Source organism: Bradyrhizobium sp. URHC0002 (genome assembly GCF_054059515.1).
This window is the reverse complement of sequence record NZ_JBSSCF010000001.1, coordinates 2,767,754-2,785,469: the sequence shown is the minus strand read 5'-3', so window position 1 is coordinate 2,785,469 and position 17,716 is coordinate 2,767,754. Positions and strand designations below refer to the sequence as shown.

The 17,716-nt window shown below is 59.0% G+C and carries 16 protein-coding genes and 3 pseudogenes; 6 read left to right on the top strand and 13 right to left on the bottom strand.

The features are described from left to right. Positions 1 to 2 precede the first annotated feature (2 nt). On the bottom strand, positions 3 to 224 hold the full coding sequence (locus ACVWVY_RS13380) for a hypothetical protein (protein WP_456626795.1): 222 nt from the start codon (positions 222 to 224) through the stop codon (positions 3 to 5). A gap of 657 nt (positions 225 to 881) precedes the next feature. Continuing rightward, positions 882 to 1,070: a hypothetical protein gene (locus ACVWVY_RS13375; protein ID WP_456626794.1), complete on the bottom strand. Its 189-nt coding sequence runs from the start codon at positions 1,068 to 1,070 to the stop codon at positions 882 to 884. A gap of 391 nt (positions 1,071 to 1,461) precedes the next feature. Here ACVWVY_RS13375 and ACVWVY_RS13370 point away from each other — a divergent pair, with 391 nt between their 5' ends. Both ACVWVY_RS13370 and ACVWVY_RS13365 read left to right on the top strand, forming a co-directional pair. Then, positions 1,462 to 2,208, top strand: a complete 747-nt coding sequence (locus tag ACVWVY_RS13370; protein WP_456626793.1) for a Crp/Fnr family transcriptional regulator — start codon at positions 1,462 to 1,464, stop codon at positions 2,206 to 2,208. A 269-nt stretch (positions 2,209 to 2,477) separates the two neighbouring features. After that, positions 2,478 to 2,618 carry a hypothetical protein gene (locus tag ACVWVY_RS13365; RefSeq protein WP_456626792.1) on the top strand — a complete coding sequence of 47 codons (141 nt, stop codon included), beginning with the start codon at positions 2,478 to 2,480 and terminating at the stop codon, positions 2,616 to 2,618. 39 nt (positions 2,619 to 2,657) lie between these two features. Here the strand turns inward: ACVWVY_RS13365 and ACVWVY_RS13360 are convergent, their stop codons facing one another. Next, the gene (locus ACVWVY_RS13360; protein ID WP_456626791.1) at positions 2,658 to 3,002 is read right to left on the bottom strand and encodes a P27 family phage terminase small subunit; all 345 of its coding nucleotides are present in this window, start codon (positions 3,000 to 3,002) and stop codon (positions 2,658 to 2,660) included. Between the two features lie 633 nt (positions 3,003 to 3,635). Here ACVWVY_RS13360 and ACVWVY_RS13355 point away from each other — a divergent pair. Further along, positions 3,636 to 4,286 carry a response regulator transcription factor gene (locus ACVWVY_RS13355; protein ID WP_456626790.1) on the top strand — a complete coding sequence of 217 codons (651 nt, stop codon included), beginning with the start codon at positions 3,636 to 3,638 and terminating at the stop codon, positions 4,284 to 4,286. A gap of 443 nt (positions 4,287 to 4,729) precedes the next feature. On the opposite strand, the gene ACVWVY_RS13350 is transcribed toward ACVWVY_RS13355, so the two are convergent. Then, positions 4,730 to 5,107 carry a response regulator gene (locus tag ACVWVY_RS13350; protein WP_456626789.1) on the bottom strand — a complete coding sequence of 126 codons (378 nt, stop codon included), beginning with the start codon at positions 5,105 to 5,107 and terminating at the stop codon, positions 4,730 to 4,732. Between the two features lie 268 nt (positions 5,108 to 5,375). Here ACVWVY_RS13350 and ACVWVY_RS13345 point away from each other — a divergent pair, with 268 nt between their 5' ends. Beyond that, entirely contained in the window at positions 5,376 to 5,552 is a 177-nt protein-coding gene (locus tag ACVWVY_RS13345; protein ID WP_456626788.1) for a hypothetical protein, read from the top strand. A gap of 137 nt (positions 5,553 to 5,689) precedes the next feature. Continuing rightward, positions 5,690 to 6,672, top strand: a pseudogene (locus ACVWVY_RS13340) (IS30 family transposase); the annotation flags it as partial. 46 nt (positions 6,673 to 6,718) lie between these two features. Here ACVWVY_RS13340 and ACVWVY_RS13335 read toward each other — a convergent pair. The 7 genes from ACVWVY_RS13335 to ACVWVY_RS13305 all read right to left on the bottom strand — a co-directional run bounded on the left by ACVWVY_RS13335 (position 6,719) and on the right by ACVWVY_RS13305 (position 14,414). Next, entirely contained in the window at positions 6,719 to 7,030 is a 312-nt protein-coding gene (locus ACVWVY_RS13335) for an ester cyclase (RefSeq protein WP_456632196.1), read from the bottom strand. 37 nt (positions 7,031 to 7,067) lie between these two features. Then, the gene (locus tag ACVWVY_RS13330; protein ID WP_456626787.1) at positions 7,068 to 7,196 is read right to left on the bottom strand and encodes a hypothetical protein; all 129 of its coding nucleotides are present in this window, start codon (positions 7,194 to 7,196) and stop codon (positions 7,068 to 7,070) included. A 68-nt stretch (positions 7,197 to 7,264) separates the two neighbouring features. Beyond that, on the bottom strand, positions 7,265 to 8,056 hold the full coding sequence (locus tag ACVWVY_RS13325; RefSeq protein WP_456626786.1) for a helix-turn-helix domain-containing protein: 792 nt from the start codon (positions 8,054 to 8,056) through the stop codon (positions 7,265 to 7,267). A gap of 186 nt (positions 8,057 to 8,242) precedes the next feature. Next, positions 8,243 to 9,775, bottom strand: a complete 1,533-nt coding sequence (ltrA, locus tag ACVWVY_RS13320) for a group II intron reverse transcriptase/maturase (RefSeq protein ID WP_456626785.1) — start codon at positions 9,773 to 9,775, stop codon at positions 8,243 to 8,245. 1,963 nt (positions 9,776 to 11,738) lie between these two features. Continuing rightward, on the bottom strand, positions 11,739 to 12,161 hold the full coding sequence (locus ACVWVY_RS13315; RefSeq protein WP_456626784.1) for a c-type cytochrome: 423 nt from the start codon (positions 12,159 to 12,161) through the stop codon (positions 11,739 to 11,741). A 250-nt stretch (positions 12,162 to 12,411) separates the two neighbouring features. Beyond that, positions 12,412 to 12,642, bottom strand: a complete 231-nt coding sequence (locus ACVWVY_RS13310; protein WP_456626783.1) for a hypothetical protein — start codon at positions 12,640 to 12,642, stop codon at positions 12,412 to 12,414. A gap of 740 nt (positions 12,643 to 13,382) precedes the next feature. Next, entirely contained in the window at positions 13,383 to 14,414 is a 1,032-nt protein-coding gene (locus tag ACVWVY_RS13305; RefSeq protein ID WP_456624775.1) for an IS110 family RNA-guided transposase, read from the bottom strand. 412 nt (positions 14,415 to 14,826) lie between these two features. Here ACVWVY_RS13305 and ACVWVY_RS13300 point away from each other — a divergent pair. After that, positions 14,827 to 15,859: pseudogene (locus ACVWVY_RS13300) on the top strand (IS110 family RNA-guided transposase). A gap of 286 nt (positions 15,860 to 16,145) precedes the next feature. Here the strand turns inward: ACVWVY_RS13300 and ACVWVY_RS13295 are convergent. Further along, positions 16,146 to 16,613 (bottom strand): MBL fold metallo-hydrolase, encoded by a 468-nt coding sequence (locus ACVWVY_RS13295; protein ID WP_456626782.1) that lies wholly within the window; start codon positions 16,611 to 16,613, stop codon positions 16,146 to 16,148. A gap of 210 nt (positions 16,614 to 16,823) precedes the next feature. Beyond that, positions 16,824 to 17,581 (bottom strand): annotated as a pseudogene (locus ACVWVY_RS13290) (IS5 family transposase). Between the last annotated feature and the right edge of the window lie 135 nt (positions 17,582 to 17,716).

Genomic DNA, 17,716 nt, shown 5'->3' with positions numbered 1-17,716 from the left:
GCTCAACCTCCCACCAGACGCGGATAAAACAACGTTTCCTCCGCCGTTGCATCGAAGGAGCGGATGATCCGCTGTTCGCCCGGGCCTGACCGCACAGCTGCCGTAAAGCCTGCGCCGGTCAATTCTTTGAACCGCTGCTCGGCCTTTGCGACCTCCGTACGATCCTGCTTGTCGAATATGTGGCGGGTGTCACCGGTACGATCCATCACGATCTGGCTTGCCATTTCACACACTCCAATTGGCTGCCTAAGGCCGGTTTGGCTCCCGGACTCGATCGATGCCGGCCGCATCTCGAGTCCATGCCACTCCTAAAACGGGATGGCTGAGGTTGGTTCCTAGGGTGGCGATTATAATGTGATGCGAACTGGGTTAATGATTGCTGCCGTGAGCGCGCAAGCGGCTAGGAACGCTACGTCTTTTGTTGCGTTCGACTCGCCGATTGGTCCGGCCTCAGCTACAGGAGGATGCGGCGTCGGTTGTCACAGCACGTCAGAAGGAGCGCGCGTCCGCGACCGCCAAAGAAAACGGCCCCAACGCTGCTCGTTTCCGTCGCCACCATGCGAGCCAAGCACCGGCAGCGACTTTTGAGTTAGATCAAGATTACTCCATCCCCTTTTTGTACATTGCGCTAGTAGCCGAGCAACCTCCCGATTAGGAAGCTGAGGCTAGGCCCGGGCTCCTAGTCACACCGGGCCCGCTCTGTTTTGGGGCGCGGGCAGTCGTAAGTTACTCCGCGGCAAAGTACATCAAACGGGCGCGGCGACGGCCGCCAGAGTCAAGACGTTTATTGAACGCTGACAGTCGAGCCTTGTAAGCTTCCGAATGAGCATGCTTCTATGATAAACTATATGTGTGCCCGAGATTGGTACCGCGAACACCGCTCAAACAGCCTTCACGGTACCAATCGAAGGCACCGTGAGGCCCTTTTTTGCATATGCGGCCCGGTGGCTCTGATCTGATACCGCGACGGGATATTTTGAGACCGCGTTTTGTTTTTCACGGCCCCAGCTCACGAATTTCTTGCTCGCGAGTGCGCCCGTCACACGCAGCTCCACCAGATCAAGAGCCATCCAGTGGCGCGCGGTGCCTTCCGGCTGAATGCTGCAGCTGAAAAGCCGCGGTTCTCGAGTTCGACCAAGCCACGTTAAGCCCTTCCGCCACCTGCGGCCTTATCTGAACGCCAGCTGTCGCGCCCCCTCGGCCTCGCGGTTTGCATGCGGTTGCGGAGCGCCTGCCAAGCCTTGCCCGGCGTGCAATACGTCGAGTCCACCGGAGCCACCGTTCTCGAAAGCGATCAGCGTGCGCCCTGACAGCCTACTGCGCCCCGAGGCCGGACAGCGTGGGCAAATCAGCTCTCGCTATATTTTCACTTGAGCGTACTGTCCGGCCCATTGACGGCAGATCACAGGCACCGTTGACAGAGAGTTTTTTACGCTCCCGCCGCAACCGAGGGAGCGCAATATGCCGCACAAAGATAACCTACTTCTCGCATCGCATTCTCCGGGCGATCTAGCTGCCCTTCTTCCCCACCTAAAGCTCGCGCATTTCAAACAAGACCGGACGTTGTTCGAGGCGGGCGATAGCATTGAGGCGACCTATTTTCCGACCAGCGCAGTCATTTCCATCGTAGTCACGCTGTCGAGTGGCCAAGTCGTGGAGGCCGCGATGGTTGGCCGAGACGGCGTAGTTGGCGCGTCGGCGGCGCTTGATGGCAAGATGGCGTTGAGCCGGGCGATTATCCAATTAAGTGGTGAGGCAATGGTTTGCAGCCTGGCGGGGCTTCGGAGTGCTGCAATGCAGAGCCAAACGCTTCTTTCACTTCTGATTAGACATGAGCAGACCCTTTATGCTCAGGCGCAGCAGTCCGCTGCCTGCTTGGCGGCGCATCATGTGGACGCTCGCCTGTGCCGCTGGTTGCTCCGGTCCAGAGACTTGTCGCAAAGCGATACGCTCTTATTCAAGCAAGAGTTCTTAGCGGAGATGCTGGGGGTCGCCCGAACAAGCGTGACGGTGGTGGCGCACACGCTTCAGCAAGCTGGAATCATCAAGTACAGCCGAGGGAAGATACAGATCACCAACCTTGAGGGCCTGCAGGATGCGGCCTGCGAATGCTATGAAACAGTGAGGTCGCAGTACCAGGGCTTGCTCGGCGGGGGCCGCAACGTGGGAACTCGCAATCCGCCGCAGGACGGGGCTTCCTCCGAATAAAAGAATCAAGGCAATGTGAGGAACACGACATAACGGCGAGCGTTGAATTTGCTTGATCTCAACGAGCCGACCTCAAGGGCCTCCTTACCGGTGCCGAATGTTATTATTCGGGCCGGGGAACTGATCAAAAACTCATAAATATAAATCCCCCGGAGGCTGTCATGGATAGCTCTCGAAGCGACCGCGCTCGCGCGCGTGCACGACACCTATTGGCTCAACTCGCGCCCTTACCCAATGACTCCGAGATGCAGCGTTTGCGCGAATTATCCATGGACTACATTCGCGAGGCCGAGAGGCTCGAAAAAGAACGCGCCATTACGCGGGAGCCCAGCGAACAAATTTCGGCGGTCTTAGATGCGATTGCCCGCGAGTTTTTTGCTCGCACTCTTCAAGAGCAAAGCAAGGCATAGTCGCCCGCCGGGCGCGGCTGAGCAGTCTGATCATTCGCATTAACCGAACAATCCATCGAACTTGCCGGGCGATGGAGGCGCGAAGCCACCCGCCGCGAGCCTCGTACGAGCAACCGCCGTCGCATCGCCATACTTGGTTTTGATGATCAAGCCGTTCATGATCGGATCGTTGGCCTGCATCTTCGCCAGCGATTCCGCCGCCATCCGCCATTGCCCGAAAGCATGGCAATAGGCGGCGAGCGCGGGGACATCAATGCGGGTTAGCAGGCCCAGTCTGTGCAGTTCCGGTGCGGTCCTCCACCATTCATCGGCAGCATAGCCGGTGATGAACGGCGGCGGATCGGGCACATCAGGCAGTTGCTGAGGCTGCGGCTCGGGCTTCATTGGCCGCTTCCCAGGGTTGCCTCTAAGCACTTTCAGCGGAAACGGCACTGGCGGGTTGGGCATTGCACTTCCTCCGCGCGCATCGTGGGCAAGTTTGCGCGGTTTGAGGCTGGGAAACGAGGGGTTCCGCAGAATAATTTTCTCGGGCAGAAAGCGCGAAGTGCGGCCCTTCGTGCGTCAGCGCCGCCAGCGCTCGGAGATGCTGCAGCTCCTATTGGACGATAGGCCCCCCGGCCCCTGAAGAGCCCAGCCCGTGGCGCATAGCCGCGCAGGATGCGTCATTTCGTGGTGGCCGCTACCCACCAGCGGCGAGAAAACAAAACCGCTGTAGCAGCCATCTGCGAGTCGTTGCGCGCCTACACACATTTTTTGTGCTTGCCGCACAGGCGCTTGTTAAGAAACCTAACAGCAGCGCGTCAATTTGCTGAAAGCAGGCGCGGCCATCACGGGCCTCTCGGTCATTCGCGGCGACTAAGATTTCGGCGGTTGTTGTGGGACCCTTCACCCTTATGGGTGAGACACCTCTGTTCTGGGGGTGCAGGGTCCCGTTTTTCAGACCTCGCTCCTCTCTGATCGCGGGTTGACCTCGGCAGTGGCATGTAGAGCATCATCCTATTGTGGAGGACGAAGGCAGTGGAGGCGAAGGTCGGTCGGAGGTTTGTGCATATTGTCGATGACAATGCGACCTTTCGCAAAACAATAGAAGGTCTGTTGAGGCAATTCGGTTACGAGGTCTCCACCTATCCTTCGGCCCAGCATCTTCTGGATCGAATGCCGAGCGACGACGTACCGAGCTGCATCCTACTCGACGTGCGGATGCCGGGAATGAGCGGGCCGGAGCTGCAGGAACGCCTGGTCCAACTTAGTTCGACGCTCCCTATCATATTCTTGTCCGGCCACACTGATATTGCGACCACTGTGAGGACCATGAAGGCTGGTGGGGATGATTTTCTGATCAAGCCAATATCGTCGGACGGCCTTCTTCGATCCGTTGAAGGAGCGATTACCAGGCACAACGGTCTTCTTAGCTTGAAGCAGATGCGGGACGCCGCTCTTTCTCGTATCGCAAAACTGACACCGCGCGAGCGGCAGGTCTTTGAACTCGTCATTCGCGGTAAAACCACCAAGGAGATCGCCAACGCCTTGGGCGCGACCGAGCGTACCATGAAGGCACACCGTCACGGCGTGATGACCAAGATGCAGGTTCGATCCTTGGCGGAACTTGTTTCGCTTGCCGAGCGTGTCGGCGTTCTCGTTTCCGATGATGGACGGCAGATGAACTAGAACTCCATAGCCTTCTCGGATCGTTGCTCCAAGGATTTTGAGCAGGGCTCTTGGCGAGTGGATGGCGAACACCTAGCCAGCCTGAAGCGGACGGGCCTTTGCACCATGGACAAGAGCATTAGGCGTGGGCGGACTCGCTCGAGGCTTGGAGGCTCCTCAAACGCGTCCGCTACCGCCGCGCTGCCTTACCTTCCAGAGTATTATTCCTTCCAGAGTATTATTTCACTCGGTCGCGTCTTCCCGACACTTGGCGACGGAACCAGCGCACTGTGACAATGCGGCTACACTTGTCTACAGCGCGATGGCCCTGGGACGGCGCCTGGTTGTTTCGTTAGCTCAACGGCGGCCTTGAGTTGCATCACTATGCGGACAGGGCTTAGATTAGGGCAGCATCGGGGCTGTCTTGCCGACCGTCAGGTCACGCCGCTTCGCGATAATGCTGGTCAAAGCGACGGCGGGCGATAGACGCTCTTAATCGATTCGACCAATGATTTCGCCGAGAAGGGTTTGTTCAAGTAGGCAGTGCAACCCGACGCCATCGCCGCCGCGCGGGTTGCGTCGTCGTCGTTTCCGGTGATGTAAATGATCGGCAAGGTAATCCCTGACTTCGCAAGCGTCCGGCGCAATGCAACGCCAGAGACCCCATTCAAATCGATATCCAGAATGATGCAGAAGCCTTGGCTGAAATCCTTGTGAGCTTGCAGGGCTTCAGCGCTGTCGAACAGTACAGGATAGAAACCGTGTTCCCTCAGCAGCCTTTCAAGTGCCTTCCGCATAAAGGCATCATCATCTACGACAAACACGGAGTTTCTGGGTGACATCCTTGCCCTCCAGACCGCAAAGGTCTTGATGCTCTCAATCCATTGAACGGCTGCCTCGTTCCCGCATTCCTGCTGCGCTCGCTTTGATCCATATCAATAGGCGCGTAAATTTCAAGGCGACGCGCAAACGTGATCGTTGGCGGGTCATTCATTTGTCGGGAACCCGACAGAGTGTGCTAGGGTTCCTTATCACCGCTCGTGTCTAGGTATCCATCGGTGACTGAGAGACCAACGGTGCTCCCGCCCAAAAACTGTGGGGACGGCGCATATGGCCAGTCAAAGCGATGAAGCGAAGCCCTCTGCAGATGTGCAGGATGAGAAAGCTGTTATTGCTCTCGCAGAGATGCTGGCGAAAGAGATGGGACGCAAAATAATCATCTCCTTTGCGAACGGTACAGAAGTGAAAATCCAGCTGAGCTCCCATCTCCAGACGCCTGCCGATTAGACTCGAACGGACGGGCCGCGTCCGACCGGCGAACACCATCAGATACTCACGGTAGCCAACCCCTGTGTCCGCTTTGGGTGGCGGGCTCAATTGGTCAGCGCAACACTCTAATCTTTTAGCAAAGATGGAGTGTGGACATGAAACAGCGACGTCGCATTTACTACTCGGCGGCCCAGCGATCCGAGATCTGGGATCGCTGGCAGGCCGGCGAGCCGATGAGTTCGATCGGACGCCGATTTGCCGGGAGTCCTCGTCGGTCTTCTCAGTGATCTCGCCGACCGGCGGCATTCGTCCTGCGGATCGGCACCGTGCCAAACAGGTGCTCAGCCTTTCTGAACGAGAGGAGATCTCTCGATGGCTCAGCATGCGCTACTCGTTGCGGTCGATCGCGCGCCACTTGGGACGATCGCCATCAACCTTCAGCCGTGAAGTCCAGCGCAATGGCGGGGCGGATCGCTATCGGGCTGCGAGGTCCGATCAGGCCGGGTGGGATCGGGCGCGGCGCCCGAAGCTTTGCAAGCTGGCTTGCCGTCCGTTCTTGAGGCGGACAGTATCAACCTTGCTGCAGCGGCAATGGTCACCGGAGCAAATTGCCGGCTGGCTCAAGCGCACATATCCGGGGGAACCTGAAAAGCAGGTGTCACACGAGACGATCTATCGCAGCCTGTTCATTCAGGCGCGCGGCGTGCTGAAAAAGGAGCTTCTTGAGCACCTGAGGGCGAGGCGCACGGTCCGCCGATCCAGGCACGCCAGCATGAAACGAAACGGGCTCGGCCAGATCAAGAATGCCGTATCCATCAGCGAGCGACCGCCGTCGGTTGAAGATCGTGCGGTGCCAGGCCATTGGGAGGGCGACCTGATCGGTGGATCGGGGAATAGTTATATCGCAACGCTTGTCGAGCGCCATTCGCGCTACGTGATGCTGGTCAAGGTTGCGAACAAGGATACCGAAAGCGTTGTCTCGGCGCTGATCAAGCAATCGCAGCGATTGCCCAGCGAACTCTACCGGTCGCTGACCTGGGACAGAGGCAAGGAACTCGCGGACCATCAACGCCTGACATTGGCCACCGAGGTCGGGGTCTACTTTTGTGATCCTCGATCTCCCTGGCAGCGCGGGTCAGGTCACCTAGGCATGTCTCAAAAGTACCAAACCCAGACATGCCCGGTCACGCTCGTTTGGGCGGAGGCGGCAGCGCTCCAATCTGGTGAAGAAGCGCAAACCGGTCTGGCACCCCCCAGTGTTCAACGAGTTTTCCATCGGCAAATCGACAGATGTCCATGACATCGATGGTCACGGGGTTGCCCGAGCGCGGATCGACGCCGGTTGCCTTGCTGCGCGCCCAAACCGTATCGCCGGTTTCCAGGAACGCCTCTATCGTGAGCTTCAGCTCCTTGATACTGCGCCGCGCATCCTCGATCTGCGCCTTCAGTATTTGCGGGCCGGGGATATCGGTTTCTGACAGATATTCGTGTTCGATCAGCTTCTCGGCGCAAACTTCGTCCGCGACGCTCAGGTCACCTTCGCTCGATGATCGCCTTGAAGCGTTCCAGATTCATAGACATGCCCATTGCTCCGGTTTTCGGCCCGGCGGCCACGGCGACCGCGATGCCGGCTGTGCTGATGCCGAATTTGCGCCGCGTCATTCTCATTGCCCCGTGGTCTCCGATTCAGGCAGACCATGCGGAAAAGTCAGCGAAAGCGCTTGTATATTTTAGTCATCCGCCGGGAAAAAAATGTTGTGCCAGTCGCCGACGAGGCTGGTTGGCGGCAAGCCCGCGAAAGCGCGGCATTCGCGGATGAAATGGGCCTGATCGAAGTAGCCGAGTTCGTGGATGATGTCGGTCCAGGGCCGGTTCGGGGCGTTGCGACGGGCGAGCAGCGCTCTGTCGAACCGGATCGTCCGTGCGAACAGTTTTGGCGTCAAGCCCACCTGTGTCGCAAACCGACGCTGAAACTGGCTCGTGCTGAGGCCGGACTTTCCAACGAGGCCCTCGATCTGCGCCCGGCCCCGCGCGGCTATCAGCAGACGCGATGCGTGGCCAATCGCCCCGTCGGGCTCGCGTTTATCCAGAATCATCCCTGCCCAACGTTCGACGGCGGATATGCGCTCACGGAAGTTCGGTGCCGCGCGTACAGCGTCGCCGAGGGTGACGGCAGATTTGCCGAGAACATCCGAGGCTGCGGGGTCCTGATTGACCAGCGACGTCATATTGATTCCGACCAAACGGTTCAAGCCGGTCGGTTGAAACAGAATGTTGAAAACATGAATCGAGCCTGACAAATAGACGTGGGCCCGACGATAGGTCTGCGGTCCGACCACACTAACTTCCGGCGTAGTGTTTGCCGGGCCACCGTCGATGCGAACCCGATATAACTCAGCCAGGTGAATATTCAGGATCTGATGAGGGCGCGCCGCCACGGGCCAGGTCAGCACGGCGCTTCCGAGGTCCGCGCGCCTCTCCTCGAACGAGCGCACCACACTTCGAAGTTCGGGACGCGGCAACGCCCGCTTGATAATCCATAATGGGCCCTCGATGCCAGAGAGCCTAAATCACGCTGATCCGACCGACAAGTTTTCTGTAATTGGCACTTGCCATATTAGATCTGGCCTACTGCCGAGCCAATGTCCGTTCGAGGTCATTCGCGTCGGTTTGGCCCGTACCGATGACTTTCGCGGTAGGGACGCGAGTTACCTCGCGCCCCCCGCACAGATCCGTGCGAGCCCAATTCGGGCACACGGCTCCCACCTCGGGTGTCTGACGGCGAAGCGTCTCTCTGGCCACGGATGAAGGATTCGCGGTTTCGGGAGCCAGTGTTCGGCCAACCGCTTGATCCGCTCCCAGGTCATCCCATCTTTTTGGCTCCGCCACTTGAGCGTTCGCCGCCAGAGATTGGTAACGTGGGATAGGAACGCGGACAGTGACGAACTGTTGGTCGGCACCGCGTGGTAGTTGAAGTAGCCGGTGACGACCTGCTGCAACCATCTTCCCTGCTTGGGAATCGGCTGATGCATGCTTCGTCGCAGTTCCTGTTTGATGGCTTGCAGCTTTGCCCGCATTCGATCCCGCCGAGACTTCCGTTTGATTTGGAACTTGCCCCGGCGAGTTTTGCTGCAGATAAAAGTGAAGCCCAGGAAGGTGAAGGTCTCCGGTTTGCCAAGCCCGCGCCGCTTGCGGCTTTCCGCCGCGAAGCGTCCAAACTCGATCAACCGGGTCTTCTCCGAATGAAGCGACAGTGCAAACTCCTGTAACCGATTACGCATCTCGTCGAGGAAGCGACGGGCGTCGGTCTCGTGTTCAAAGCCAACAATGAGGTCGTCGGCGTAGCGCACGATGATCATATTGCCCGCAGCCTCGCGCCGTCGCCAGCGCTCAGCCCAGAGATCGAGGACGTAGTGCAAGTAGAGATTGGCCAGAAGCGGTGAGATCACCGACCCCTGCCCGGTCCCCTTGTCACTGACTGTCACGATTCCGTCTTCCAGGACGCCTGCCTTGAGCCATTTCTGGATCAGGCGGATGATACGTCGGTCGCCGACGCGATGTTCTACAAACCTGATGAGCCACTTCTGGCTCACCGTGTCGAAGAACGAGCGGATGTCAGCGTCCAGTATCCAGTTCACCTTTGTGCTGGTGATCCCGACCACGAGCGCATCCATCGCATCGTGCGTGCCGCGTCCGGGACGGAATCCATACGAGAACCCGAGGAAATCTTCCTCGTAGATCGCGCTTAGCACCGCAGCCGTAGCCCTCTGGACGATCTTGTCCTCAAGGGCGGCGACCGCGATCGGGCGTTGCCGACCATCCGGTTTGGGTATGTAAACCCGCCGAGACGGTAGTGCCCGATACGCTCCTCGATGGATGCGAGCATGTAGATCCTCAAGATTGCGCTCAAGGTGCTGCTCGTAATCCCGACATGTCAGCCCATCCACTCCAGCTGCAGCAGTCTCCTTGAGTTCAAAGAATGCCTCTGTGAGATGGTCAATACTGACGTGATGGAAGAGCGCGGTGAACTTCTCCTTCTTCCTTTGCCTTGCGGCTTGCCGTATGCGCTTCAGCGCCTGTGACACGGTTCCCCGGTACTGTGCCCGGCCCGTGCTTTGCTGACACACATTCCCCTTGGCCCCCGCCCTTGGCTCCACCAACTCCGCAGCTGGTTGCCCGGCTTTGTTCGTTGGCTTCACAGCTACTATGGCGGGGTCAGACTTCTCATGATCGTACATCATCGGCTACGGCTCCTCGCCTTCCCGACGCGGGCCAGTGCAGCACGCATACAAGTGCTGGCCGACCATGAGATCTCCCGGTTCCCGAACAAAGAGCGTGCGCACATGCCAGTGTCTCAGACCACGCCGGGGCGTCTGGGCGCTCGCGTTATCGCGCCCAGCCGTGTTGCCTTCCGTCAACGGAACGACGTCGGCTCCCGAGAAGAGGGTACTTTCGCGGCTCAATGGCTGGCCTATGCGCTCCCCTGTCAACGCTTCGCCGATGCCCTCCCGGGCACCTGCGCATGACTCGGGGTCGATGCGGTTCGCTACTCCTTCATCGTGATGGACTTGCACCATCTACTCCTTGCCGGTCTCCCGGCGCACTCCGATCTACCCCCATAAACAGACATCGTTACCGTGCGTCGGCATGTCTCAAATGGGGCCATGAGGAGACATTGCTGCATTTCCTAAGCCCCGTTTGTTTAACGGCCTCAACACAAACACCTCTGCCTCAAGCGCAGGTTGCGACCGAAGCCGGTCAGCCACTGCTTTTCAGACGTAGTGTTGCTCGCTCAAGCCGGATCAACCTCGCGATGCTGTATATCCAAGCCAAGCGAGGATAATCGCGACACCGCAGGCGACATACCAATCCGATGGATGGTGTACTGAGCGTGATCCTTCGCTTCCCTGGACGACCGGCATTGATGTCCCAGGACGTCATGGGCCGGAAGCTCCCCCGGCTGGGTCAAAGAAAAACTTCTTCATAAGCGCATAAGCCAGCATTGCGCCCCCTGGTCCTATCGCAGGTGCCATCAGATGGGATGATATGGACCTGTAGCCCGGGCCTTAAAAGGCAGGAGCACAACACTCCCTGTTACCGAGATCTCCACAGTACTCCGCAGCGATGGATGATCATAAATCGCATATGGTCGGCGATTAATCATCAATCGGAAGATGATCGAGCCCTCGCTTCCGCCTCTCGGGCTAGCCGCTCTGCCTTCAGACGCTCGCGGTTGTCGTGGAAGGATTTCTGCGCCTTTTCGTAATCAGTCATGGCATTTCTGGTCATGACCTTTCTGAACGCCTTGCGGGCTTCTCGCTCAGCCGGCGTCGTCTCCCGGCGTCGCACAAAGGTGTGGTCTATAATCATTTGGACCTCGACGGGGTTATTAGATGACTCAACGCGGCGCGCTGATTTTTGATCCAAAGCAGCGGGATCAAGGAGGCGGCGGCCTTAAGCACGCTGTTGCGCTTTATGAGCGCTCCGGGTGGCAAACCGTAAGCCGGAGGCCCGATGCTCGAACTGGACTCTGGCCCAAATGCTTGCAAAGAAGGCAGCGCTAAGCCAGGGCCAAGCAATTTCGGCAGCGAACCAGCGCAGCGAAGCCGACCAATGCATCTACAGCGGTCCGAAGCAGCATCGGTAATTCGCGGGGCTCTCTCATGATCGCGTGGATCAGTGCGGCGAGATCGATCGTCCCGTTCGCGCACCGCAGCCAAGGCCGCCGCAGGGAGCTCGCGGTTGACCGGATCCATGATGACGCGAACGGCGGTCATGGGGAGACCGCGTACTGCGGCGACGCTCGCCACCACATTGTCGACCGCGAGTGCGCCCGTGCTTATATGCAGCGAGCGCTTCGCCCCCGATGCGCCGCGCCAGTTCTGCCCATCGCGATCGGCCGACCAAGCTCGCCACCCCATCGACCGCTTCCCAAGCAGCCGGTCAACGCACCTCGGAAACAGACCGCCTGCGCCGAAATCCCCATAGCGTCTGACGCGAAGCCTCCCCACACCTCCCGCGGTTTCCTCCCTTGGAGGTTGCGTACGCCGGCCCCAGCGTGCGCCGCGCCACCATCATGGGGCCGGCATCCGCAAACCTTCACATCAACGGACAACCGCGCTGCTCTTCGTGATCGCCGCCGTTGTACCTATGAACACTATTCAGTCTCCGAAACGTGCAGGCCGGCTTCACCGGCTGCGCCGGCTACTGGACCTTTGCGAGCTTGCTTCGGGCAGGGACAATCCCCGCCTTTTTTCCCGTCGCATCGAACTGCTTGAGGTAGGCGACGATGTCGTCAATCTGCTTTGGATCTTTCAAGCCCGGAAAAGTCATTTTGGTGCCAGGTACCTTGGCTTTCGGATCCTTGATGTATTCCCGGAAGGTTGCTTCATCCCAGGTGATTCCGGAATTCTTATTCGCGGATGAATAGCTGTAGCCTTCAATCGTCCCGGCCTTTCGCCCGAAGAGCCCGTTGAGCAACGGGCCAACTGCGTTCTTTGCGTTCTCCCCGATCTGGTGGCACGCCTTGCACTGGACGAAAATCTTCTCGCCGGAAGCCGCATCCTGGGCATACCCAGGGACGATTGTGAAGATTCCGGCTCCGAGCACGAGAATGAAACTGCGCATCCGACTGTCTCCATAGCAGACAAGGGATATGGTCGCGCAAACCGCAGCGACTATTTTGCCAATTGGCAAGCGTTGCCTTGTGCCGACCTGGCTGCCGGTGTCACCACGCGCAGCCGATAACGCGGGGGCAATTCGCCGCCTTGGAACTCAAAGTTACATCGCGGCACACGGCTTTACAAGAAAACCGAAAGCCCGTGCCCGAGATGCCGCACAACGCGCCCCGAGAGCGTTAACGAAGTCAGTCTTGAACTCAGATGGCAGACCCGGCCAGCAACATGGCGGCGCCAAGCGCGACCAGCGCAAGTCCAGGCCAATTCGTTTTAATCCCAAAGCCGCCGGCCGGTCTTTCAGGTTCCAGCGTGTCGCTGGGTCGCGAGCGAAGCCGCGTTCGACCACTTAATCGGCTTCGCCAGATTGGCTGAAACGCCATCTGAAGCACGCCGCCGAAAACAAGGATCACACCAAGCCATATGAGGGTCATGCTCGTATCCCCGCACCAGTGAATGCCCGAGAGGGTATCTGCCCCTGGGGGCCAGTGGAGCACCTTCCGGTTAATCGTAATGGTGCGGCTGGCCGGCGCACTGGCTATAGTGTCATTCGGGCTCTCTCACCGGGCGTTCAATAAGTTCGTATTTCGGAACGTGGTTGCTTTCCAGCCACGATTCTAGAGCAGCTCCGCAGACCGTGCAGACCGCGTCACCCGTATGCGGTACCAAGAACTTCTCTTCAGTGCGTCTGTACTCGGCGCCGCAATTGCATTGCACAATTGTCGCCATCCCGACCAGTATGCGCTTCGGACTGTCGATTTTCCAGCCCGGTCTTACGCGCTTTGCCACGAGCCGCTCCCGCCCGACCTTCGCCGACCCAAGTCACTCGCGCGGTCATTTTCGGAAGTCGATGCCCGCGTCGGCGAGGTCTGCATTGCCCCCATAAACGGACTTCGTCAGTCCGGCCTGTCAGGTCCGAAAAGTGCCGATATTGTTCTCTAATTCCGGGTCTGGCTGTCAAGCTCTCCACGATCATCCTTGCCGGGCCCACTGTTCTCTTCGCGGTAGGGGTGAACCCTCCGCATGATGGCGTAAGGTGACGTTGGCGGTTCAATGTTGCAATCGCGGTCGTCCTTTCGGACGCTCGCACAAAATCGGTCGAACTCACCATCGCCATCGTCCCGGCAGGGACGTCTTTTCCCGCCGTTTGGCAGGAACTCGGTATTCTCGTTCGCTAGGCAGCAATTTCCTTTTTCGACCAGTTGAACTCGGTTCCGTCGATCCACATGCGGTGCAGAATGACCGCGAGCTTACGCGCGACTGCAACCTTGGCCTTGCGGAGCCCGTTGCGCTTGGCGAGCCTCATCCCCCAAGCTTTCACGGTGGACCATTTCGGGACGCGCGTTAGCAGAACCCCGGCGGCTTCGAATAGATAACTGCGCAGCATGGCATCACCACACTTCGAGATGCGACCACTCCAATCAATCTCGCCTGAAGCGTGGCGTCTGCTCGTTAACCCGACATAGGCACCCACACTTCTCGATCGCGCGAACCGTGCCGGATCGTCAATTGTTGCCTTGAATGCAAGCGCGGTGATCGGGCCGACCCCAGGTACGGTCATGAACCGCTGGACCTGCGCATCACGGCGAGCCAACTTCATAACCTTGCGGTCGAGCTCGCTGACCTGCTGCTCGACGGCGTTGCGCGCTTCGAGCAGCGGCCTGACTGCAGCCACCAAATCGGGACGACCCTCGATCAACTCCTCGGCTCGTGCGGCGAAGACATTGAACGTGGCGCGGCCGATGACCAGACCGAGGTTCTTGAGAAGGCCACGGACATGGTTCTCAAGATCGCGCTTGATCTTGACCAGCAGCGCCCGGCTCGCCAGCAGCGCTCTGACCGAATGGCTGTCGATATCCTTGACGTGCACCTCTTTGAACCAACCGGTCTGCATGATGCGGGCGATCCCGATGGCATCGTTGCGGTCGTTCTTGTTGATCTGCATTTTGAGCACGGCCTTGGCATGGCGCGCGTCGATGCAGATCACCGGCAGACCAAATCGCTTAAGCTCGGTCCATAGCCACGTGGACGTCGGTCCGGTCTCGAGGCCAATGCGTACCGCGCCCGGCGCCTTTGACCTCACGTAAACTGAGATCGCCTCAGGATCTGAATCGACGACGCCCTCACGCACGACCGATCCCGTCTGGTCCACCACGCAGATCGATGTTTGCTTCAACGACACGTCCAGTCCGACATAGTACTCCATTGTCGCTCTCCATCGTTGGGAGGCCACATGAGGCTGGCCTCATACGTTCCTGGAGAGCTGATTCCTTTGCCTTTGTCTGGCTCGATCCCGGAATTACCCCATGTTGCAAAAGTCTTTTTGGGAAGGCGAACGAAAATTCTAAGAGCCGCTGATGCGTTTTGCGCCCGGCGAAGTGAGGGACCATATCGTTTCATCCCGAATCGTTCACGGGTCTCGGTAGCGGCGTTGAAGAGCGACGCAGCAGCAGGGAAGTCCAAAGATCAGCTTTCGCGAGATTTTCCGGGTCGTTCGATTTTCGACTTTTGCAACATGGGGTAATTCCGGGATCGAGCCAGACAAAGGCAAGGGAATCAGCTTCTCCAGGAACGTATGAGGCCAGCCTCATGTGGCCTCCCAACGATGGAGAGCGGCAATGGAATACTATGTCGGACTGGACGTGTCGTTGAAGCAAACATCGATCTGCGTGGTGGACCAGACGGGATCGGTCGTGCGTGAGGGCGTCGTCGATTCAGATCCCGAGGCGATCTCAGTTTACGTGAGGTCAAAGGCGCCGGGCGCGGTACGCATTGGCCTCGAGACCGGACCGACGTCCACGTGGCTATGGACCGAGCTCAAGCGATTTGGTCTGCCGGTGATCTGCATCGACGCGCGCCATGCCAAAGCGGTGCTCAAAATGCAGATCAACAAGAACGACCGCAACGATGCCATCGGGATCGCCCGCATCATGCAGACCGGTTGGTTCAAAGAGGTGCACGTCAAGGATATCGACAGCCATTCGGTCAGAGCGCTGCTGGCAAGCCGGGCGCTGCTGGTCAAGATCAAGCGCGATCTTGAGAACCATGTCCGTGGCCTTCTCAAGAACCTCGGTCTTGTCATCGGCCGCGCCACGTTCAATGTCTTCGCCGCACGAGCCGAGGAGTTGATCGAGGATCGTCCCGATTTGGTGGCTGCGGTCAGGCCCCTGCTCGAAGCGCGCAACACCGTCGAGCAGCAGGTCAGCGAGCTCGACCGCAAGGTTATGAAGTTGGCTCGCGGTGATGCGCAGGTCCAGCGGTTCATGACCGTACCTGGGGTCGGCCCGATCACCGCGCTTGCATTCAAGGCAACAATTGACGATCCGGCACGGTTCGCGCGATCGAGAAGTGTAGGTGCCTATGTCGGGTTAACGAGCAGGCGCCACGCTTCAGGTGAAGTTGACTGGAGTGGTCGCATCTCGAAGTGTGGTAATGCCATGCTGCGCAGTTATCTATTCGAAGCCGCCGGGGTTCTGCTAACGCGCGTCCCGAAATGGTCCACCGTGAAGGCTTGGGGGACGAGGCTCGCCAAGCGCAACGGGCTCCGCAAGGCCAAGGTTTGCAGTCGCGCGTAAGCTCGCGGTCATTCTGCATCGCATGTGGATCGATGGAACCGAGTTCAACTGGTCGAAGAAGGAAATTGCTGCCTAGCGAACGAGACTAAGAAGTTCCTGCCAAACGGCAGGAAAAGACGTCCCTGCCGGGACGATGGCGATGGTGAGTTCGACCGATTTTGTGCGAGCGTCCGAAAGGACGACCGCGATTGCAACATTGAACCGCCAGCGTCCCCTTACGCCATCATGCGGAGGGTTCACCCCTACCGCGGAGAGAACAGTGGGCCCGGCAAGGATGATCGTGGAGAGCTTGACAGCCAGACCCGGAATTAGAGAACAATATCGGCCACAACCGGACATCAGCCAACCGAGAGACGGAATGCTCACAGCACCGGCGTGCAGAGCATATCCGTTCCGACGATGAGCGGGCCTTTGTAGGACGTACGCAAATCTGCAATGGCCGCATCGAGTTCGAACAGGCCGAAATGACTTACGATGAGCTGCCTTGGCGCAGCCTCCTGAGCTACGCGTCCGACGACAGCGGGTGTCGCGTGCAAGGGAACGTTGGCGCCGGGCGCGATTGCCAGATGCATGATGAGCAGGTCAGCGCCCCTTGCAAACTCTACGAAACCCGGATCGGTCCCGTTTTGGTCGGAGCTGAACACGATCGACACGTTTCCGGTCTGCACGCGATAGGCCAGCGTCGGCATGTTTCCATGCGGGATTTTCCGTGCCGTGACGGTCGTGCCATCGCGCTGGAAGACCATGGCTGGCTCAGTTTTGGCAACGTCGATCAGTCCGACGTCTAGTCGAACGCCGCCCGCCACAACGCGCCCAATGTCGGGCCGCACGCCTCCGCCCCCATACGATCCGCCTAACGCCGATCCGAGCACGGGGAATGCCCCAGATTGGCCGACGCAAGCGCAGGGGCTGAGAAAGATTAGCGGGACGAAGGGATTGCCCTTCGCTTTCCGAAGGGGTGTGGTCGCGACCCGCCCTGATTTCGTTCCAGCGGAACGTTCGGCTATTTGTCAGGGCAGCAGCCTAGGACCGATCGACATTCATTGCATCCAGATTATTGCGGCAGCGAGATGGATGAAGCCGGTAAAGTTGGCGGCTCGCCTGTCGTAACGGGTTGCCAAGCGTCGGAAGTGTTTGAGTTGGCAGAAGCAGCGCTCGATACGGTTGCGCTGTTTGTAGGCGTCGGCGTCGTGCGGAATGATGATCCTGCGGGTGCGGTTTGACGGGATCACCGCCGTTGCGCCGATTTCCGCGATGATCGCACGCAGGGCGTTGCTGTCATAGGCTTTGTCGGCGAGCACGGCATCGCCGCTCTGGCCATTCAGCAGGGCAGGCGCCTGGGTGATGTCATTGACCTGCCCAGCCGTGACGATAAAGCGGAGCGGACGGCCGAGGGCATCGGCCAGCATGTGGATCTTGGTAGTCAGTCCGCCTCGGGAACGCCCCAGCGCCTGATCTTTGGCCCCCCTTTTCCGCTCGCCGCCTGCTGGTGGGCGCGAATGATGGTGCTGTCGATCATCAGGTAATGGTTGTCGCGATCGGCGGTCAGAGCAGCGAATACGCGCTCCCAGACGCCAGCATGGCACCAGCGACTGAAGCGCTGGTGCACCGTTTTCCACTTGCCGTACCGCTCTGGCAGATCGCTCCAGTGTGCCCCCGACCGCAAAACCCACAGACATCCGTTGATGAACAGACGATTATCCGCAGCCGTACGTCCCGGGTCGCCAGCTTTCCCCGGCAGCAGTGGCGAGATCCTCGCCCATTGCACCTCGGTCAGCTCATATCGCTTCGCCGCCATCATCTGCTCCGTGTCGAATCACGGAACTCTATGAATCAGCGATCAAACCACTTGGGAATCCTGAATGTCGATCGGTCCTAGGGCGTTGGCACCAACACATATGCGGCTTTGCGCGGCTTGGAACCTATAAGGGCC